18 protein-coding genes and 1 pseudogene are annotated in these 20,255 nt (G+C 66.9%); 8 read left to right on the forward strand and 11 right to left on the reverse strand.

Going from position 1 to position 20,255, the window contains the following annotated elements:
- The 4 genes and pseudogenes from ON34_RS28070 to ON34_RS28085 all read left to right on the forward strand — a co-directional run.
- Nucleotides 1-308 (forward strand): annotated as a pseudogene (locus tag ON34_RS28070) (wyosine base formation domain-containing protein); the annotation flags it as partial.
- 288 nt (nucleotides 309-596) lie between these two features.
- Complete coding sequence (lhgD, locus tag ON34_RS28075; RefSeq protein WP_040785061.1) at nucleotides 597-1,781, forward strand: L-2-hydroxyglutarate dehydrogenase; 1,185 nt, start codon at nucleotides 597-599, stop codon at nucleotides 1,779-1,781.
- A gap of 138 nt (nucleotides 1,782-1,919) precedes the next feature.
- On the forward strand, nucleotides 1,920-2,378 hold the full coding sequence (locus ON34_RS28080) for an SRPBCC family protein (protein ID WP_040785062.1): 459 nt from the start codon (nucleotides 1,920-1,922) through the stop codon (nucleotides 2,376-2,378).
- A gap of 10 nt (nucleotides 2,379-2,388) precedes the next feature.
- Nucleotides 2,389-2,961, forward strand: a complete 573-nt coding sequence (locus ON34_RS28085) for a ribonuclease H family protein (RefSeq protein WP_040785063.1) — start codon at nucleotides 2,389-2,391, stop codon at nucleotides 2,959-2,961.
- A 77-nt stretch (nucleotides 2,962-3,038) separates the two neighbouring features.
- Here the strand turns inward: ON34_RS28085 and ON34_RS28090 are convergent, their stop codons facing one another.
- The 9 genes from ON34_RS28090 to ON34_RS28130 all read right to left on the reverse strand — a co-directional run bounded on the left by ON34_RS28090 (nucleotide 3,039) and on the right by ON34_RS28130 (nucleotide 12,602).
- Nucleotides 3,039-3,833 carry a hypothetical protein gene (locus ON34_RS28090; RefSeq protein ID WP_040785064.1) on the reverse strand — a complete coding sequence of 265 codons (795 nt, stop codon included), beginning with the start codon at nucleotides 3,831-3,833 and terminating at the stop codon, nucleotides 3,039-3,041.
- 132 nt (nucleotides 3,834-3,965) lie between these two features.
- Complete coding sequence (locus ON34_RS28095) at nucleotides 3,966-5,144, reverse strand: MlaD family protein (RefSeq protein ID WP_040785066.1); 1,179 nt, start codon at nucleotides 5,142-5,144, stop codon at nucleotides 3,966-3,968.
- Nucleotides 5,141-6,232 (reverse strand): MCE family protein, encoded by a 1,092-nt coding sequence (locus ON34_RS28100; RefSeq protein ID WP_040785067.1) that lies wholly within the window; start codon nucleotides 6,230-6,232, stop codon nucleotides 5,141-5,143. Before ON34_RS28100 ends, ON34_RS28095 begins: the two co-directional genes overlap by 4 nt.
- 8 nt (nucleotides 6,233-6,240) lie before the next feature.
- Nucleotides 6,241-7,350, reverse strand: coding sequence for an MCE family protein (locus ON34_RS28105; RefSeq protein WP_040785069.1), 1,110 nt, complete (start codon nucleotides 7,348-7,350; stop codon nucleotides 6,241-6,243).
- The gene (locus ON34_RS28110; protein ID WP_040785093.1) at nucleotides 7,347-8,345 is read right to left on the reverse strand and encodes an MCE family protein; all 999 of its coding nucleotides are present in this window, start codon (nucleotides 8,343-8,345) and stop codon (nucleotides 7,347-7,349) included. Before ON34_RS28110 ends, ON34_RS28105 begins: the two co-directional genes overlap by 4 nt.
- Nucleotides 8,345-9,388 carry an MCE family protein gene (locus ON34_RS28115; RefSeq protein WP_040785071.1) on the reverse strand — a complete coding sequence of 348 codons (1,044 nt, stop codon included), beginning with the start codon at nucleotides 9,386-9,388 and terminating at the stop codon, nucleotides 8,345-8,347. The genes ON34_RS28110 and ON34_RS28115 overlap by 1 nt, the downstream gene beginning before the upstream one ends.
- Nucleotides 9,385-10,872, reverse strand: a complete 1,488-nt coding sequence (locus ON34_RS28120; RefSeq protein ID WP_040785072.1) for an MlaD family protein — start codon at nucleotides 10,870-10,872, stop codon at nucleotides 9,385-9,387. The genes ON34_RS28115 and ON34_RS28120 overlap by 4 nt, the downstream gene beginning before the upstream one ends.
- A 7-nt stretch (nucleotides 10,873-10,879) precedes the next feature.
- Entirely contained in the window at nucleotides 10,880-11,743 is an 864-nt protein-coding gene (locus ON34_RS28125) for an ABC transporter permease (RefSeq protein ID WP_040785074.1), read from the reverse strand.
- A gap of 4 nt (nucleotides 11,744-11,747) precedes the next feature.
- Complete coding sequence (locus ON34_RS28130; protein WP_040785076.1) at nucleotides 11,748-12,602, reverse strand: MlaE family ABC transporter permease; 855 nt, start codon at nucleotides 12,600-12,602, stop codon at nucleotides 11,748-11,750.
- Nucleotides 12,603-13,128: 526 nt separating this feature from the next.
- Here ON34_RS28130 and ON34_RS28135 point away from each other — a divergent pair.
- Complete coding sequence (locus ON34_RS28135) at nucleotides 13,129-13,803, forward strand: S1 family peptidase (protein ID WP_040785078.1); 675 nt, start codon at nucleotides 13,129-13,131, stop codon at nucleotides 13,801-13,803.
- Nucleotides 13,804-13,864: 61 nt separating this feature from the next.
- Here the strand turns inward: ON34_RS28135 and ON34_RS28140 are convergent, their stop codons facing one another.
- Together ON34_RS28140 and lppU are read right to left on the reverse strand one after the other, a co-directional pair.
- Entirely contained in the window at nucleotides 13,865-15,316 is a 1,452-nt protein-coding gene (locus ON34_RS28140) for an MFS transporter (RefSeq protein ID WP_040785080.1), read from the reverse strand.
- Nucleotides 15,317-15,408: 92 nt separating this feature from the next.
- The gene (lppU, locus tag ON34_RS28145) at nucleotides 15,409-16,035 is read right to left on the reverse strand and encodes an LppU family putative lipoprotein (RefSeq protein WP_040785082.1); all 627 of its coding nucleotides are present in this window, start codon (nucleotides 16,033-16,035) and stop codon (nucleotides 15,409-15,411) included.
- A 259-nt stretch (nucleotides 16,036-16,294) separates the two neighbouring features.
- Here lppU and ON34_RS28150 point away from each other — a divergent pair, with 259 nt between their 5' ends.
- The 3 genes from ON34_RS28150 (at nucleotide 16,295) to ON34_RS28160 (ending at nucleotide 20,234) form a co-directional block, all read left to right on the forward strand.
- Nucleotides 16,295-17,581, forward strand: coding sequence for a serine hydrolase domain-containing protein (locus ON34_RS28150; protein WP_040785084.1), 1,287 nt, complete (start codon nucleotides 16,295-16,297; stop codon nucleotides 17,579-17,581).
- A 79-nt stretch (nucleotides 17,582-17,660) separates the two neighbouring features.
- A complete protein-coding gene (locus ON34_RS28155) occupies nucleotides 17,661-19,040 on the forward strand; it encodes a cytochrome P450 (protein ID WP_051023248.1) in 1,380 nt (459 codons plus the stop codon).
- A gap of 294 nt (nucleotides 19,041-19,334) precedes the next feature.
- On the forward strand, nucleotides 19,335-20,234 hold the full coding sequence (locus ON34_RS28160; protein ID WP_083889844.1) for a L,D-transpeptidase: 900 nt from the start codon (nucleotides 19,335-19,337) through the stop codon (nucleotides 20,232-20,234).
- Nucleotides 20,235-20,255: the final 21 nt, after the last annotated feature.

Below are 20,255 nucleotides of genomic sequence, written 5' to 3' on the forward strand. Positions count from 1 at the left end.
CCGTGGCCCATATCGGCGTGCGTACTAGGAACTTCGCCTACACGGTGCACGGAAAGACCCCGCCCGCTGCGGAATTCCGAGTCGAGCTGACGGCGCCGGATGGCACGATCTGGTCGTGGGGCCCCGACGACGCCGCGCAGCGGGTGACCGGACCCGCGCTCGACTTCTGCCTCCTGGTGACGCAGCGCCGCCATCCGGACGACCTCGCGATCGAGGCGCACGGCGACGACGCGGCCGAATGGCTCACCATCGCACAGGCTTTCGCGGGGCCGACAGGGGAAGGAAGGACAGCGGGCCAGTTCGCCTGACCCGCTGCCACTCGACCCGATCCGAGGTTTGGAGCGGGCGAGCGCCACACTTGGGTGCGCCGTGTTCGTGTCGACGGCCGGACGCCGTTGGCCGGGTGTCTCGATGTGGCAGTCGAGAATGACGCTCGCCAGCTACACGGATATTTACCCGCTCGTGTACTGCCGGAAACATGAACGCCCCGCGAGGGCATCGTTGTCATGCCACCGCTTACCCTGCTCGACAATGAGCAAGCGAACCATCGACATTGTCGCGGTCGCGCCGGAGCCGAGCGAAAGGGAGGCGCGGGGATGACCACCTATGACTTCTGCGTCATCGGCGGCGGCATCGTCGGCGTCGCGACCGCGCACCAGATCCTCACGCGCCACCCCGGCGCGAGCCTGGTGCTGCTGGAGAAGGCATCTCAGCTCGCCGCTCACCAGACGGGGCACAACAGCGGCGTCATCCATTCCGGCATCTACTATCCGCCGAACAGCCTCAAGGCCACGCTGTGCCGCCGCGGCGCACGCTGGACGAAGGACTTCGCCGCGGCACATGGCATTCCGTACCGAGTCTGCGGCAAGTTGCTGGTGGCCACCGACGATGCCGAATACGCGCGGATGCTCGCGCTGCACGAACGGTCGATCACCAACGGGGTGGCCGTCGAACTGATCGACGCCGCGGAACTCGCTCGGCGCGAACCGCGGATCACCGGCGTCGGCGCACTGTTCGTACCCGACACGGGGATCATCGACTTCACCCGGGTGACGACCGCGCTCGCCGAGGAAGTACGCGCGGCCGGTGGCGAATTCCTGCTCGATACCGAGATCACCACGCTCACCGAGACGGCGGACGCGGTGACCGCCGCAGGCCCGACCGGCTCCTGGACCGCGCGCCGCTTGGTTGTCTGCGCGGGTTTGCAAGCCGATCGGATGGCGCGAGCGGCCGGGCTGCGCACGGACTTTCGCATCGTTCCGTTCCGGGGCGAGTACTACCAGCTGCCGCGGGAACGAGCCGGGCTGGTCCGCACGCTGATCTATCCCATTCCGGATCCCGAGTTGCCCTTCCTCGGTGTGCATTTGAGCCCGACGATCGATGGCGCGCTGACCGTCGGCCCGAACGCGGTGCTCGGATTGGCCAGAGAGGGCTATCGCAAGGGCAGCTTCGACGCCAGGGACGCACGAGAGATATTCGGATTTCCCGGATTTCACCGGGTCGCCAGGGCGAACGTGCGGACCGGGCTGCGGGAACTGCGCGACTCACTGTTCAAACGCGGGTACCTGGCGCAGTGCCGCCGCTACTGCCCGGAGCTGACGCTCGCCGATCTGCTTCCGCGCGAGGCGGGCATCCGCGCCCAGGCGGTACTGCGGGACGGAACCCTGATGCACGACTTCATGATCGAGCGCACCGCGCGCGCGATCCACCTGCTCAACGCCCCTTCGCCTGCCGCGACCTCGGCCATGCCGATCGCGCGGCACATCGTCGACCAACTCTGAGCGTTGTCGAAAGGCACCTATCCACGGAGAAACCGGCCGGTCGCGATCTGGCAATACGGCACACCAAATCTTGCCGAGCTCTCGAATAAAGAGGAGAGCTGTAGTACTTTTAACGCCAGTCGTGAACAGGGAGGGCCTATGGGCCACATCAAGTACGCGAGTGACGTCGGAGCGCCTGTCGAGGTCGCCTTCAACTACACGGACAACCACCTATTCGTGCCGGACTGGATGTTCGGCGTCGCGGAATTCGTACCGACCGGCGACGCGGACCGCGGGCTCGGCGCCGTCTTCGCGGCCGGTGCCCGCCTCGCACTCTGGCGACCCAATGTGACCTGCGAGATCACCGAATACCGCCGCAACGCGGTGATCGGGTATACGCTTCGTGGACGCTTGTCCGGAACGCTGACGCTGCGCTTCGACCCGCTCGGCTACGGGCGGTCGGTGCTGACCTCCGAGGCGGAATACGGCCATCCGCGCGGCCCGGCCGGACGCCTGGTGGACGCCGCGGTCAAATCGGCGCTACGCCGGACGGAGTCCCGGTTACGGAGGGAGATAGAGGAATTCCACGGTACCGATCTTGTCGGTCGGATTGCGTAGGGTGCCAGCCATGATCATCGTGAGCACCGACGGATCCTGCCTGCGCAATCCCGGCGGCGCCATCGGCTGGGCTTGGGTCAATCATCAGGGCTCCTCGGCGAGTGGGGGAGCCGCGTCGGGAACCAACCAGGTGGCGGAGTTGCGCGCGGTGCTGGAGGCGATCGTCGCCCACCCCGGGTCCGAACCCCTTCTCATCGAAAGCGATTCGCTGTACGCGATCAAATGCGCCTCGGAGTGGGTGTCGGGGTGGCGGCTCAACGGATGGCGCACGTCCACCGGCGGCGCGGTGAAGAATGTCGAACTCATCCAGCAGATCGATCGGGCCATCGCGAGCAGGCCGGGTCCGGTCCGATTCCGTTGGGTCCGGGGACATGTCGGCAACTATTTCAACGAGCAGGCCGACGCGCTGGCCGGAGAAGCGGCTCGGCAGGCGGCGGTCACCGCGGCTGTCGCCGAGGCGAACACCGTGGAAATGCCCGCGGTGGCTGTGGAGGAAGCGTCGACGGCGCCGGAAGCGCCGAAGGACAAGGCCGCGGGGAAGGCGGCCGCGCCGTCGGCGCCACAAGCATTGACGCTGTTCTGATCCGCTCGCGCGGACCAGGAAGGCTGCCCGAATGACCTCCGGCGGTGGTGGCTCGGCCCACCGCCGGAGGCGCTCGGCTAGTTACCCGGCTGCGGCGCGGGCTGACCGGACGGCGCGGGCTGCGGCGCCCCGGGCGGCGCGGGAGCACCCGGCGCACCGGGCAGGCCCGTCCCGGCGCCCTTCAGCATCGGCGAGTCGAGCTTCTCGACCAGCCACTTGTCGCCCGACTTCTGCAGCTGGGCGATCACGACCACGAACTGCCGCTCCGGGTTGGCCTGGGTGAAGTTGGTCCGATACTGCGTGAGGGTCACCAGCACCTTCGCCGAGGTCTTGTCACCGGACTGGTAGCCGCACTGCACGTCGTCAGCCCAGGACTTGACCTGTGCCTGCACCATCGCGTCCTTCAGCGCCTTGGTCGCGTCGTCGAACTCTTTCAGGAACTCCCCGGTCGATCCGGCCTTCACCGTGGTGAAGTAGTCGTCGAGGTTCTTCGAGTAGTCGTAGACCGAGACGTCCTTGCCGAACTCGCAGGCGGCGCTGGTGGAATCGCGAATGGCGTCCAGCTTGTCACCGCGGTCCTTGCCCTGCAGGAAGAACACCACGAGGGCGGTGATCGCCGCGACCGCCAGCACACCGGCCGCGAACGCGGCCACCAGCGGAAGCGACGCGGATTTCGCGTCCGCCTCGGCAGCGTCCTTGCCCGCCGACTTCCGCTCCGTCTTCGGCTTGTCCGCCTTCTCCGCCTTGGACAGCTCGGGCTTCGCCGCGTCCGCGGCGTCCTCGGACTTCTCGGTCACCTCGTCGGTGTCCTTGCCGCCCGCGGCGGCGGTGGTCTCGGCGTCCTTGTCGGTCTCGGCGTCGTCGGTAGACATCGATACAAACCTGCTTTCCCGGCGCGCGTCGGCGCGCGCCGATTGGCTTCAGGGCCCGCGACAGCGAACCTTACGCGTTCTACCGGCGAGTATGCCCGGTCCGGCGAGGTGACCGGCGGACCGGGTGCGAACTCACCGCACCGGAGGAAGGGTCCGCTCGTGCGGATCCACACCCGGCGGCATGTGCGCCCCGTTGTTCGGCACGTTGGGCCGCGGCGCGTTCGCCGCACCACGGATCAGCTGGCCCGGCGGCGGGTTCTCACAGTAGTTCCACTTCGGAATCGTGCCGTCCTGCACGACCTCGTTGCGGATCTTCGGCGTCTCGTAGGTGCAGAACGGCCGCGGCCAGATATCGATGATCGCGTGGAACTCACCGTCGTGCGCCGGGATGCCGAGTGCTTCGCCGCCGAGCGCGAGCGAGGGGAACAGCGCCCGCAGCGCGGGCAGCCGCAACTGCGCCGCCTTGGTGATCGCCTGGAAATTGGTCGCCAGACTGGTGATCGGATCGGCGGTCCGGTCCACCACCGCGCCCAGGCTTCTGAGCTGGCCGGGAGCCTGATCCAGCACGCGCTGCAGTTCGGCGTTCGCGTTGTTGAACTGCTCGAACAGCGTGCCGGAGTTGCGGGTCAGGGTGGCCAGGTCCGGCTGCGCCATGGACGTGGTGTTGGCGATGGTGCGCAGGTTCGTGATCAGGTTCGTGGTCTGCGGCAGCAACGAGTCAAGGCCCGCCATCGCCAGACTGATCCCGTTGACCATGCCGCGCAGCTGATCCGGTCCCGCGCTGAGCGCGATGTCCAGTTCGTTCAGGATGACCTGGAAGTGGTCCGGGTTGATCTGCGCGATCAGGGCGCTGGAGTTGTCCAGCACCGCCCACACCGGGGTCGGCGTCTGGATCTTCTCCCGATCGAACTCGATCACCGCGCCGTCGGCCAGGAACGGCCCCTGCTCGGAGTTCGGCCGGAAGTCGATGTACTGCTCGCCCGCGCCGGACAGCGCCTGCACCGCGATCCGGGTGTCCACCGGGATCTTGTACTTCGCGTCGATCTGCGCGGTGGCGGCGATGGCCTGGCCGCGGTCGGTCAGCTCGATCGAGGTGACCTTGCCGATCCGCCAGCCCCGCAGCGTCACGTCGTTGCCGGGTTGCAGACCCCCGGAGCGGTCCAGGTTCACCGTGACCGTGTAGTCCGAGCGCAGCGGGTTGACCCGCATGACGTTCACCATCAGGTACGCGGCGCCGACCAGCAGCACGAGCACCAAGCCCAGGTTGGACAGCAGCAGCTTGCGACCGGCCAGGTCGCGCAGGAAGGTCATCGGTGTCCTCCCGTCACCCGGCCCTGCACCAGTTGCAGTACCTGGATCAAGCTGCCCGCGAAGTCCTGCAGGTCATTGAGATCCTGAATCTTGCCGTGCTGCGGGTCGGTGAGCGCGCTGATGTCCAGGTTGGTCGCGGTCGCGTACACCGCGAAACTGCCGCCGCGGAAGGTGGCGTCGACCTTCGGCCGCAGCACCCGCAGCCGATCCAGCAGCACGCCGAATCCGTCACCGGTCCTGGCCAGCGCGTCCATCAGCTGATGGGTGTTCTCCAGCAGGCTGCTCAGTTGCTCGGTGGAGGTGTTCGCGTAATCGCCGAGCGCCGCGCTGGCCACCGACAGCTTGGTCAGCAGCTCGCCGATGGCCCGGTTGTTCTCCGCGACCGCGCCGATCATCTGCGGCAGCGTGTCGGCCACCTCGCCGAGTTCCGACCGCCGCGACTCGATGGTATTGGCCAAGGTGCTGAACTCGCCGAGGACGCTGTCCACCCGGGCGGTGTTGGCATTCAAACTGCCGACCACACCGGTCATCTCGGTGATCAGATGGGCCAGCTGCCCGCCGCGGCCGCCCAGGATGGAGTCCAACTCCGCGCCCAGCCTGGACAAGCTCGCGATGCCGCCGCCGTTGAACAGCATGGACACCGAGATGAGCAGCTGCTCGACGGTCGCACCCGCGGAGGTGCTGTCCAGAGTGAGCGTGTCGCCGTCGCGCAGCATTTCCGCGCCCGGATCGACCTTGGGCTTGGACACCGCGACGAACACGTCACCGAGCGGGGTGGCCTGACGCAGTTCGGCCGTGCTGCCCTTGGGCAACTCGATGTCCTTGCGGATGGTCAGATCCACGATGGCCTGGAAGTTCTTCGTCTTGATGTCGGTGACCACGCCGACATCCGAGCCGCCGATCTTCACCTTCGCCTGGTCGGGCAGGTTCAGCGCGTTCTCGAAGACCGCGTGCACCGTGTAGGTGTCCCCGTTCAGGCCGGGTTTGGGCAGCGGCAGTTTCTCCACGGTGAATCCGCAGCCCGCGGTGATCCCGACACCGGCCACCGCGACGACGGCGACCAGCGCCCTGCGTGCCTTGATCGTCATTCGGTACGTCATTTCGTCAGTCCGAGCAGTGCGGCGGTGAGCCCGTAGTCGGGGCCGAAGTCCTGCATGTTTCCGGTGCGGCAGCCGTCGGCCCGCATCTGGACGCGTTCGCAGAAGAGGCTGACGATCTCACCCGACAGCGCGGTGCCGATGATCGCGTGCAGCCGGACGTATTGGTGTTCGCGGTTGACGATGCCGTCGATGTTCTGCATGACCATCGGCGCCACGTCGACGACCTCGGTGATGCCGTAGGCGTTGTCGCGCAGCTGCCGCGTGACGTTGGTCAACCCGGCCATGGTGCCCGCCAGCTGATCCTGGTACTGCGTCAGCGTGGTGCTCGTGTTCACCAGGAAGGCGTTGAGCTGGTCGAGGGTGGCCTGCAAGCCGGGGGACTGCTCGGCGAGCAGGCCGGTCATCTGGGTCACCCGGTTGCTGAAATCGCGCACCGACTGGTCGTTCTCGGCCAGCATGGTGGTGAGCTCGTTCAACTTGATGATGATGCTGGAGATCGCGTCCTTGTTCTCCACGCCGACCTTCAGCGCGCCGGACAGCGCGTTGAGGGTGTCGCGGATCTTCTCGCCGTTGCCGTTGAGCATCGGGTAGAGCACCCGGCCCGACAGCGGCCCGATGCCCTCCTGACCCGGCTCCGGCTTGAGCGCGGCGGCGAACTGATCGATCGTCTTGATCATCGTGTCCAGCTCGACCGGCGTCTTGGTGCGCGCCTTGGGCAGGTGCGCTCCGTCGGACATGGCCGCGCCGCCGGTGTAGACGGGGGTCAGCTCGATGTGCCGATCGGTCACGATGGACGGCGAAACGATCGCGGCCTGCGCGTCCTTCGGGATCTTCACGTCCTTGTCGATGGACATGTGCACCTCGACCAGGGTGCCTTTGGGCACGACCTTGTCGACTTTGCCGACGTCGAGGCCGAGCACGGTGATCGGATTGCCCTCGTAGATACCCGCGATGTTCTCGAAGTCGGCGGTGATCCGCATCGTGGTGCCCAACGCGTCGTTCACCGAGCTGGGCAGCAGTGAGCAACTGCCGACCGCCAGTGCCGCGGCACTGATCATGAGCGTCTTCGCGACGGTCTTCAGCGGAAAAGCCGTGCGGAGTTTCATCCCTGGCACCCCTCGATCACTTGGGCGAAGCACAACCAGTTGTCCGGGAAGAGCCACGGCAGGCCGACGTCGCCGTACGGACCGCTGCCACCCCACGAGTTCGCCAGGTAGCGCACGGTCGGCGGCATGAGCGACAGCAGCCGGTCCAGGTTGTCCTTGTTCTTCTGCAGGCCCTCGGCCATGGTGTTCAGCTGCTGGATGGTCGGCCCGAGCTGCTCGTTGTTCTGCGCGCCGATCTCCTGCAGCTGCCTGGTCAGCGTCGCGACACCGTCGAGCAGCTGGCGCAGCAGGGCCTGGCGCTCCATCACCCGGTTGGCGATGGCCTCACCCTGGGTGATCACCAGCAGCACGCTGTTGCGGTTGTCGGCGAGGATCCGGGTGACCCGGTCCAGGTCCTTCAGCAGTGCATCCACCTCGGCCCTGCGGGTATCGATCACCTTGGCCAGCGCGCCGACACTGTCGAGCGCCTGCGCGGCCAGCTGCGGCGAACCATCCATCTGCTCGTTGATCAGATTCAGCGACTGCGCCAGCTTCTTGGTGTCGAGCGCCTCGAACTTCGGCGTGCCGATCTGCACCACGTCGGCCAGGTTGTACGGAACGGCGGTGTTCGACAGCGGGATCCGCTTGCCCTTCAAACCGGAGCCGTCGCCGGGCTCCAAGTCGACATACCTGGCGCCGAGCAGCGTGGCCATCTTGATCGAGGCGCGCGCGTCCGGGCCGAGCTTCACGTCGTCGCGCACGCTCAGCGTGAGCAGCACGTGGCTGCCCTCGAGTTCGGCGTCGACCACCCGGCCGGAGGACACCCCCGCGACGTTCACCTTGTCGCCGACCTTGATGCCCGCGGCCTGCACGAACTCAGCCTTGATCGACTGCTCGCCGACCCCGATGAGCTTGTAGACGCTGGACACCAGCAGCAGCACCACGATGAGGACGCCGCCGATGATGCCCAACCAGAAGTATCGGTTGCTGTCGAACCTGGCCTTGAGTTTCGTCATCATGGTCGGCACACCGCCGAGTGCGAGGTTCCACCGATCTGGGAGAACAGTCCGCGCGGGAACAGGATGCCGTAGAGCGAGACATCCAGGCCGCACAGGTAGGCGTTGGCGTAGGCGCCTTCGGAGGTGTGCCTGCCCGCCGCCGACAGGACGTTCGGCAGGTCGATCGCCGCCTGATCCAGCTTGGCGCCGTTGTCCAGCAGCAGGGTCAGCGCCGCGCTGGTGGAGTTCTGCGCGGTCTGCAGCCCGGGTTGGATCCGGCCCATCATGTCGACCAGCGACGTGGTGGCGCCGGCGATCTGCTCGGTCGAGGCGAGCAACGACTGCCCCTGTTCGTACAGCCCGCCGATCAACGCGCGGGTCTGGGTTATCAGGGTCTCCAATTCATCACCTCGTTTGGCCAACCCCGCCATCACGCCCGAGAGGTTGGTGATCACATCGGACAGAATCGCGTCCCTGCGCTGGAAGTCGGTGGCCAGCTGCGCGGCCTGGACGATGAACGCGCTCAACGAGACACCGTCACCCTGCAACGCCTGGATGAAGGTCTCCGACAACCGGTTGACCTGCTCGGGCTGCAACACCTGGAACAGCGGCTGGAAGCCGTTGAGCAGAGCCGACACGTCGAACGACGGCTCGGTCCGCTCGATCGGGATCGACCCCTTGTTCTTCAGCGGCGCGGGGCTCGGCGCCTTGCCGGGAGCCAGGGCCACATACCGCTGACCGATCAGATTCTGGTAGCGGACAAGAGCTTTGGTGTCGTCGTAGATCGTCTGATCGCGCTGCACCACGAAGGTGACCTTGGCGACCGACTTCTTCAGATCGGCGTCGCGGGCGAGCTCGATCTTCTCCACCTTGCCCACCCGCACGCCCGCCATGCGCACGTCGTCGCCCTCGTGCAGGCCGAGCACGTCGGAGAAGGTCGCGGAGTAGGTGTAGGTGTCGCCGGAGACGATGCGCGCCAACGTATTCCACACCACCACCGTGACCAGGATCGACACGATGGCGAAGATGCTGAATCCGATCAGCGGCTTACGAATGCTCATCGGCCGCCACCATTGTCGGACACGTGCATGGTTCCGCCCTTCAAAATCGAGCCGAGCAGCAGATATTCGGCGGTGGTCGGCTTGCGGCCGAGCAGCGCGACGATCGCCGAGTCACCCTGGTAGGCGATCGGCGCTGCCGACGGGGTGCCCTCCGGCGCGGCGGCCGGAGCAGCCGGCGCCGGTGCGGCGGGCGGGAGCAGACCAGGCGGCAGCATCGGGAACAGACCCTCGAGCGGCGTGCCCGCGAACGGAGCGGGCGCCCCGCCGGTCGGAGCGGCCGCGGTGGCCCGGGTCGGGTCCGGAGTGGTGACACCCGGGATCAAGGGCAGACCCGGCATCGGCACCACCGGTGGAAGCCCCGCCGCCGAGGCGAGCGCGCGCGGCTTCAGCTGTTCGGGCAGGTCGGGCAGTTCCGCGACGGCGGGCGCGGTGGCGCAGCTCGGACCGGCCAGCTCGCCGTAGCGCGGGCAGTCGGCCACGGAGTACGGCCGGTACGGCGTGAGCGTGACACCCGCGTTCCAGACCTGCTGCTTCTGCGGACCCCAGGTGAACGTGGTGTCCATCCGGCGCATGGTCTCGCTCAGGTTGAGCAGGCTCCGGGTGATCGCGTCCGGATCCGCCGCGAGGGCGCCGAACATGTCGTTGGTCCCGGCGGTGACCTCCTTGCCGACGTCCGGGTTGCGGGCGAAGAGATCGTTCACCGTGTCGATGGTCCCGCTGGTGCCGGTGATCAGCGCGACGAGCTCACCGCGTCGGTCGGCGATGGTGCGCGCGGTCTGCACCGAGCTGCCGAGCACGTCGACCAGCTCCGGCGCGGACTGGTTGAGCGCGTGGAACGACGCGGAGAAGTCGTTCAGCAGCACGCCGAGGTCGGGGATCGACTCGTCGACCGCCAGCAGCCAGCGGTCGAACCGCTCGACCGTGGAGCCGGGCATCCGACCACTGCCGTCCAGCGCCTGCGACAGGGTGCCGAGCACGCGGCCGAATTGCACCGGGTCGATCTTGTCGAGAATGTCGCGCACGGTGGTGAGGGTGTCCTGCAGCGCGATGGTGCCCTGGCTGCGGTCCTCCTCGATGACGGAGCCCTCGTGCAGATACTGATCGGAGGGTCCGTTGAAGACCAGTTCGACGGAGGTGACGGCGAACAGGTTGCTCGGCACCACGCGGGCGGTCACGTTGGCCGGGATGTCGCCGGCGAATTCCGGCTTCATCTCGATCCTGACCTTCTGCAGTTCGCCCTTCGCGGCGACGTCGACGTTCTGCACCGCGCCGACGAGCACGCCGCGGAACTTCACGTCGGCCTGCTCGGGCAAGCCGTCGCCGGTGGTGGTCAGGTTCGCGGTGACGTTGACCTTGTCCTTGAAGTAGCCCTGGTAGCGCAGCATCAACAAGGCCAGCACCAGCGCGAAGACGATCAGACCGCACAGGCCTGCGACGAGCAACTGCCGCATCGTGGGCCCGCGCCCACTGGGATCGATGATCATCTGGTGTTTACCCCGAGATCCGGATGCCGGGGTTGACACCCCAGATCGCCAATGTCATGAACAGGTTCGCGAAGACGACCGCGATGATGCACATCTTGATCGCGCGGCCCGCGGCCACACCGACGCCTTCGGGACCACCGGAGGCGAAGAAGCCGTAGTAGCACTGGATGAACGTGGTGATCGCGACGAACAGGATCGCCTTGAGCAGCGAGTAGATCACGTCGACCGGAACCAGGAACTGATAGAAGTAGTGCTGGTAGGTGCCCGCGGCGGTGCCGCCGATCAACTGCACGGTCACCGCGCAGGAGATGTAGGCCATGGCCAGACCCAGGCAGTACAGCGGGACGATGGCCACCATCGCCGCGAACATCCTGGTGCTGATCAGATAGGGCAGTGGCCGGATGGCGATGGACTCCAGCGCGTCGATCTCCTCGGAGATGCGCATGGCGCCCAGCTGCGCGGTGAACCGGCAGCCCGCCTGGGCCGCGAACGCCAGCGTCGCGAGCAGCGGCCCGAGTTCACGGGTTGTCGCGAACGCCGAGATGGCGCCGGTGATCGGACTCAGTCCGAGTAGGTTCAACGAGTTGTAGCCCTGGATGCCGACGGTCATACCGCCGAATGCGCTCAGGATGACGACGACGCCGATGGTGCCGCCGCCGACGACGAGATTGCCATTTCCCCAGGTGACGTCGGAAAGCAGTCGCCAGACTTCCTTGGGGTAGTGCTTGAGCGCCAACGGAATGGAGCCGATCGAGCGCAGCAGGAAGAACACCTGGTGGCCGAGCCTGGCAAGCAGATCCACCGGCGCTTGCGCGGATTTCCGGAGTGATTGGAACGGCCGCAGCAGCGGGGGTACATAGGTCGATGACACCGGCTCAGACCACCTGTGACGGGAATAGTGCGTTGTAAACCTGGGTGATGATGAGGTTCACCCCGAACAGCATGATGGCGGAGCTCACCACCGCGGAATTCACCGAGTTCGCGACACCGCCGGGACCGCCGCGGGTGTTCAATCCGGTATCGCAGGCGATGATTGCGGCCAGCAGTCCGAAGATCAGCGATTTGATCAGCGCGACAAGCAGATCGGTGGTCACCGCGAACGACGAGAAGGTGCCGACATAGGAACCGGGCGTACCGTTCTGCGCGAAGATATTGAAGATGTAGCCGGTCAAGAAACCGACGAAGACCACGAAGCCGCACAGCAGCACGCTGACCAGCATCGCGGCGCCGAGTCGCGGTGCGACAAGCCTGCGCATCGGATCGACGCCCATCACTTTCATGGCGTCGATCTCCTCGCGAATGGTGCGGGAGCCGAGATCGGCGCAGACCGCGGAGCCGACCGCGCCGGCGATCATCAGCGAGGTGACCAGTGGGGCGCCCTGCTGGATGATGCCGAGGCCGTTGGCGGCGCCGATAAAGGAGGTGGCGCCGACCTGACCGGCGACCGAACCGACCTGGATGGAGACGATCACGCCGATCGGGACGGCGACCAGCAGCGTCGGCGCGGCGGAGACACTGGCCATGAACGCACACTGCCGGATGAACTCCCCGAACGGGAACCGCCGACGGAAAATCGCGACGAACAGTTCGGCGACCGCGGCGAAACCCATGGTGATCTGACGGCCGAACGTTTCCAGCGAACGCTTCGGGTGATCTTGCCAGTACGACTTCGTCCAATCGACCGCATCACTGAACCGTGACCCTCGGGGTGGACTCTCGGTCGACTGCACTGGCTAACCCTCCTCGACGCCGGTTGGCTGCCCCGACGACTCGTTTGCTTGACGCACCTTACTACGGAGTAGTGCAGAACACACCACTGGCTTGTGATTGCGGTCATAGATGTCGCTCACCGATGACAAAAAGCAATGGCAGCGGCCGTGAACATTGGGATACGGCCTAGTACCGGCGCGCCGATCTCTGGCACAAGTGACAACCAACCTGCGTGAATCTCCGGCCTATGCCGGTTGCTGTGGCGAATTAATATGGAGAGAATTCATCAAAAATCATATTTGATTCCGGAGACGAACTCACCCACCTGTTAGTACCCCTGCAGCACAAACGGACACGAGATTTTCACAATTATGATAGCGGTCCGCTATTAGGCACGTAAGGTACATTACAACTGCTGTGTATGAAATAGGGTTGAACTAGATCGCAATGGGGACAACCCGTAGTGGGTGACGCGCCCGAGGTCGATTACTGACACGATGGGTGCGACAGATTGATATCGTGCGGGCTTCCGACGTCTGGAGGGACATGTTCAGCAAACTCGCCAAGGTGGCCAACGCCGCCTTCGCCGTCGCCCTTGGCGCGGCGCTGCTCGGCACGGGCGCAGGGGCCGCAAACGCCCAACCGGGCCTGCCGGTCGTGGGCGGTGGATCCGGGATCATCATCGACAACCAATTCGAGTGCACGGTCACCACGGTCGGCCACGACAACGCGGGCCGTCTGGTCGGGCTGACCGCTGGACACTGTGGCGATCCGGGCTCGCAGGTCTACGCCGAATCCGATCGGGACGCGGGCGTGATCGGCCGGTTCACCTATTCCAACCACGACCTGGATTACGCCGTCATTCAGTTCGAGCCGGGCAAGATCGTCCCGGTGAACCGCATCGGGAACGTCACGATCACCGGGGTCGGCGGGCCTGCCAGCTTCCCGCAGATCGTCTGCAAGGAAGGCCGGACCACCGGCAACACCTGCGGTATCGCCTGGGGTGACGTGTTCCGGACGAACGTCGAGACCTGGAGTCAGATGTGCGTGGTGGAAGGCGACTCCGGCGCACCGGTCGTCGTCGGCACGACGCTTGTCGGCATGGTGAACGCCTACCTGGCCATCGCTTGCTTCGGCCCGGAAGTCGGCACCAACATGAGTGCGATCGTGGGTGATCTCAACGCGCGCGGCGGCGTCGGCGCGGGGTACATCCCGATCTGATCACACCTGAGTCGAGGAGTACCAGTCGAGCGGCCCGAATGGAGCAATCCATTCGGGCCGCTCACTTTTCGCTTCGGGCCGGTGCGAGCGCAGGACCGGCCACACCGCATTGCGGCAGGCAGTCGACGTTGTCCAGGACGGGCGCGCGCCGCTCGGGACGCAGGAGGACGGCGGCGAGCGCCGCTCCGGTCACCAGCAGGCCGACGCACAGCCACATCGCGGTGGCGAAGCCGTCGTCGAACGCCTCCGGGTCGCCCAACGCGCCCGAGATGCCCGCGAGCCCGGGCAGCGCCGCCACGGCGAGCAGTTGCGCCGTGCGCGCGACCGCGTTGTTCACGCCGGATGCGATGCCCGCCTCACTGCTGGGCACCGCGCCGAGCACCGCTCCGGTCAGCGGGGCGACCAGGACCGCGAGCCCGAGCCCAAAGACGAACACGCCCGGCAGCACGTCGGTGAGGTAGGTGGTGTCGGGACCGATGCGCAGCAAGAGCACCAAGCCCGCGGCCGCCAGCAGCGGTCCGGCGGTCATCGGCATGCGCGGCCCGTGCACCTGCGCCCAGCGCCCGGCCGGAGCGGAGAGCGCCAGCATGATCAGGGTGACCGGCACAGTCGCGACCCCGGACATCAGCGGCGAGTATCCCGCCACCAGCTGCAATTCCAGCACTAACAGGAAGAACACGCCGCCGAGGGCGGCGTAGACCGCGAGCGTCACGAGGTTGGCCGCGGTGAACACCCGGGAACGGAACAGCGAGGGCGGCACCAGCGGGTGATCGCCGCGCAACTCGATCACGACGAAGACCGCCAACAACACGACACCGATGCCGATGAGCAGCGGAATCGTGTCGATCAGTCCCAGCGTCAGCGCGCCGAGGCCGAGCGCGACCACAAGCGCGCCAGGCAGATCGAGCTCGGTCGCCGCGCCCGGGTCCCGGCTCTCCGGCACGTGCCGCACCGCGACGAGCACAACCACCACGGCCAGGGGAACGTTGAGGAAGAAGATGGACCGCCAGCCCGCTATCTCGATCAGCCAACCGCCGAGGAAAGGGCCGAGCGCGCCCGCCACGCCCCCGAAGCCCGACCAGAGTCCGATCGCCGCGCCTTGGTCGCGCTGGTCGATCGAGGATGAGATCAGGGCGAGGCTGCCCGGCGTGAGCATCGCGCCCGCCACGCCCTGCAGGATCCGGGCCGCGACCAGCATCTCGATGGACGTAGCCCCGCCACACAAGACGGACGAGATCGCGAAAGCGACGGTTCCCCAGACGAAGACCCTGCGCCTGCCGAGCTTGTCACCCAGCGAACCGCCGAGCAGGATGAACGAGGCGAGAGTCAGCGTGTAGCCGTTCAGCGTCCATTGCAGTCCGGCGACGTCGGTGCCAAGCGATTCCCCGATCCGCGGCAGTGCGATGTTGACGACCGTCGCGTCGAGCGAGGCCACCGACGATCCGAGGATGGTAGCCAGCAGAATCCAGCGACCAGTGCCCGATCGCAGACGGGGAAGCTCAGTGGTGCTCACCAACCCAACCTAGCGACAGGCCGCCGGTCGGTAGCCCCAACGATGACGGGCCGTGCCCCGCGAGGCACGGCCCGTATGGGTCATCCGCCAGGTCAGAGTTCTTGGACGCAGACGACGAAGCGGCGCTTGTCGTAGACGTAGCCGGTGCCGCTGCCGCAGACGCTGACGTCGTCGGCGCCCTGCTGGATCTTGACCACCTTCACGCCCTTCGCCGGGCTGGAACCGGTGCAGTCGATGCGCTTGGGATCATCGCCGCCGACGTCCATGCAGCCGCCGACCACCCAGTCGATGTCCAGGCACAGCGCGCCCTGCTCGATGCCGTTGATGGTCTCGGCGTAGTAGTTGTCCGCGTCGCTGACGCACTGCGAGCTCTTGGACTTCTTCTCGATCACCTTGTAGTTCGACGCACGGCTACCGCACGACGCCTTGTCGATGGTGGCGTTGGTGGTGGTGCCGCCGAGTGTCACGCAGTCACCGACCTCGGCCTGGAAATCGGTGTTGCCGCCCGACTTGGTCGGCGACGGCTTGCTGGTGCTCGGAGCGGGCCTGCTCGCGGACGGTTTCGGCGTGTTGGTCGCCGAGACGGCATCGATCGTCCCGTTCTCCACGGCAGGCTGCGCGGTACCGCTGATGGTGGAGCTGCACCCGATCAGCGACAGACCCGCCGCGATCGCGAGTCCGGCAAAGGCGAGACGACCCCAGGTCGGTTGACGAGACACGTACAGTCCTCCCGCTGTAACGCTCCGAACTCACACCCCCGTAAGAATCCGAAGTTGCCATAGCTGTGCTTGAAATACCACGCCATGAATACACCATCGACCGAGCGCACGTCGAGCCGGAGACGGAAACCAGCCGTCGAAGATTCCGCCGGTAACTGCCTCACCACGCCTTTTACCCGTCGGCGGACCTGGTCGGCGGGTTACTCTGGTTCACCGGCGCGACTAACGGTGGTCAGGAGGTGACCCCATGGTTTCGGCAATGGCGGCTGATGAGTTCGAGCCCGCCGATGCGGCGGGCAAGAAACTTGCGCCACCGCGCGACATGCTGGTCGAGCCGCGCTTCATCCGGCTGGCCGATCAGTTCTTCGGCTTGTTCGCCCAGCCTGCGCGCGGTGGCGGCGCACTAGCGGTCTATTTGGACGGCAGGCCGGTTGTCGACATCTGGGCCGGCTGGGCGGACAAAGAGCGCCGCTGGAACAGCGAGACCGTCGTACTGACCTTCTCCACCGGCAAGGGTGTGGCTTCCACCGTGGTGCATCGGCTCGCCGAACGCGGACTGATCGGCTACGACACTCCGGTCGCGGAGTACTGGCCCGAGTTCGCCGCGCACGGCAAGGAGGACATCACGGTGCGCGACGTCCTGTCGCACCGCGCCGGTCTGCATCGGGTGCGCGGCTTGGTTCCTGGCCGCGAGGGCATCCTGAACTACGACGCCGTCGTTCGCGCGCTCGCCGACAGCCCGCCGGATCCACGCCGCATCCGCACCTCCGGTTATCACGCGATCACCTTCGGCTGGCTGGTCGCCGAGATCGTGCAGCGGGTGACCGGCGCGTCGTTCACCGACGTGGTGCGCACCGAGATCGCCGAGCCGCTCGGGCTGGACGAGTACTGGTTCCAGGTGCCGGAATCCGAACGACATCGGATCGCCAAGATCGTGCGGCCGCTCGGTCCGCCGGGAATCCGCTGGAACACCGCTTCCTCGGTGATGTCCTGGGTGCGGCCGGTGCGCGGGCTGGCCGAGGCGGGCATGCCGGAGAGCTTCGACGAGCTGGTCCGCGACCCCCGGGTGCACGACGCGGTGATGCCCGGCTGGAACGGCGTGTTCTCGGCACGCGCACTGGCGCGGATGTACGGCGCGCTGGCCAACGGCGGTGTGGTCTACCCCGACCGGCCGGAGCGGGGCGTGCACGGCCTCGGCACGGCCGCTCCGGAGCCCGTCGTGCGATTCCTGGCTCCGGAAACGATCGAGAAGATCAGCAGGGTGCAGCCCGCTCAGAGCCGCGACTACGTGCTCGGTGTGCCGATCCGCTTCACACTCGGTTATCACCGGCCCGTGCTGATGGCCAAGCAGCAGCCGCGACACGCGTTCGGCCACTATGGCGCGGGCGGTTCGGGCGCCTACGCCGATCCGGATCTCCGGATGTCGATCGCGTTCGTGACCAATGGGATCGGCAGCATGGTCACCGCGCTCGGTGACGCCAGGCTCGCGCGGCTGGGGGCGACAGCACAGGCCACGGTCCGCAAATACATGCAGGCCGGACGGTAGCCCAGCAGCGGGCTGCCCAACTGAACGGACGTCGAACCTCTGTGGTGCCTGGTTCGTATCTCTGGTTATGGACGTGCGCATGCCGACAACCAGCGCAAGCGAGGACAGCGCCGGGCCACGCGCGCCCCGACTCACATTGCTGCACGCGCTCGCCGCGGGAATCGACTTCGACCGGTACTTCCGGTGGCGCAGGGCGCGCGAAGGCGATCCCTTCTATATTCGCTTTCCTGGATTCGGTGCGGCGCTCTTCACCGGGACGGCCGTCGGCGCACGCGAAATATTCCGTGCGCCGGTGGAATTCACGCGGCCGCCACGTCCGAATCCGATCGAGCCGATGGTCGGCGCGGCATCGCTGATCCTGGCTTCGGGCGAACGCCACCGGCGTGACCGTGCGCTGCTCGCGCCCGCATTCCACAGCGTGCGGATTCGCGACTACGGCGAGCTCATCCGCGACGCCACCATCCGGGAGATGGCCGGGGAAAGCGGCCAGGCTTGGGTGACGGGCGCCCGCATCGACGCCCGCGCGGCGGCTCGGGCGCTCACGCTACGGGTGATCTCGACCGTGGTGCTCGGAGTGGACAACGCGCAGCGGCAGGCGGAGTACACCGCCGCCGTCACGGACTTCCTCACCGCGTTCTCCGGACCGCTGCTGCTGGTGCCCGCCCTGCGGCACGGACTGCTCGGGCACGGTCCATGGGACCGGGTCCACGCCGCCCGCGCGCGGCTGGACACGCTGATCCGCGCCGAGATCGCACGGCGGCGCCGGACCGACGGCGCGCAGCCGACCGATGTGCTGGGCATGCTGCTGTCCGCCGCTGCCGACGAGCCTGCCGCGAGCACCGATGACGAGCTGTGCGAGCAGGTGCGCACCCTGCTGGTCGCCGGGCACGAGACCACCGCCACCGCGCTGGTGTGGGCGCTGTTCCGGCTGCATCGGGCACCGGAGGCGCTGGCGCGGCTGCGAGCGGAGCTGCGTGACGCCGGTCCCGACGCCGGCGCGATGGAGCTGGCCGGACTGCCCTACCTGGACGCCGTATGCCAGGAGACGTTGCGGCTGCACCCGCCGGTCCCGATCGTCCTACGGCGGCTCACCGAGCCGTACGCGCTGCGCGGCGTCGCGCTCACACCCGGCGACACCATGGGGATCGCGGTCCCGTTGCTGCACTCCGACCCGGACGTCTGGTCCAACGCCGCCCGCTTCGACCCGAGTCGCTTCACCGAGCGCCGCTACCGTCCGTTCGAGTTCGCTCCGTTCGGCGGCGGCCACCGGCGCTGTGTCGGCGCCGCGCTCGCGGACTACGAATTGCGGATCGCGCTGGCCACCATTCTCGGGCGGAAACACCTGCGGCTCTCGCCACGCTATGCGTACGGACGCGTCCCGGTCTCGGTGCCGCACAACATCGCGAGCGGCCCCCATCACCCGATCACGTTCGACGTGGTGAGTGATGTTCCTCACTAAGAGGTTTGCGCGTATTCCCTTCCGGCCCTTTATCGGAACTGGTCCCTATGCGCGGCGATCCGGGGTTGACCGGGACCTTCGCGGCAGTAATACCCATTGGAATCAGTTGTGATACAGAGCACAGTCAGCGCGCTGACTGAATCACACTGAAACGCCGGTAGCTTCGGCGGCCGCCGGGACGGTAGGAAGGACGACGGGTCGGGCTGTCAATACCCATGGGGCGCTCTTCTGGCTCCGCGCTGAATGAAAGATCTCGCACGCGCGCGTGCGAGAGATGGAATGGACGAGAAACCTATGCATGCCGCTTTGCACACCGCGTCGTTGCCTGCTCACCGCAAGGGAGCTCGGCTAACCCGCCGGTTGCGCGAGGGCGTCCTGCTGTCCGCCGCGATCGCGGCAGCCGGTGTCATGCTCGTCGCGCCCGCACAAGCCGAACCGATTCCGGGTCTCGACACGGGCTCGGCCACCGCGGCCACCGATCCGGGGCCGCAGGCCAACTTCGCCCCGCCCTCGATCAACATCGCCGACGGCGAGGTCGTCGGTGTCGCGCAGCCGATCATCATCACCTTCAAGGAACCGGTGACCGACCACGCGACCGCCGAGAAGGCCATCAAGATCACCTCATCGAAGCCCGCTCCCGGACACTTCTACTGGCGCGGCGACAAGCAGGTGCGCTGGCGTCCGGACGAGTTCTGGCCGGACAACACCGACGTGCAGGTCCAGGCGGGCGGCACGACCAGCTCGTTCCGGATCGGCGACGCGTTCGTCGCCACCGCCGACGACGAGACCCACACCATCACCATCACCCGCAACGGCGAGGTGGTGAAGGAAATGCCGACCTCGATGGGCAAGCCCAAGCACGAGACCCCGAACGGCACCTACATCGTCGGCGAGCAGCAGCGCAAGATGATCATGGACTCGTCCACCTACGGTGTGCCGACCACCGACCCCGAGGGCTACAAGCTCGAGGTCGAGTACGCGACCCGCATCTCCAACAGCGGCATCTTCGTGCACGCGGCTCCGTGGTCGGTCGCCCAGCAGGGCGTGTCCGACGTCAGCCACGGCTGCCTGAACGTCAGCACCGAGGACGCCAAGTGGTTCTTCGAGAACGCGCGCCGGGGCGACGCGGTGATCGTGCAGAACACCAAGGGCGGCACCCTCAGCACCAGCGACGGCCTGGGCGACTGGAACTGATACCTGCCCGCTGTCGCGTCA

Source organism: Nocardia pneumoniae NBRC 100136, assembly GCF_000308755.1.
GTDB classification, from domain to species: Bacteria; Actinomycetota; Actinomycetes; order Mycobacteriales; family Mycobacteriaceae; genus Nocardia; species Nocardia pneumoniae.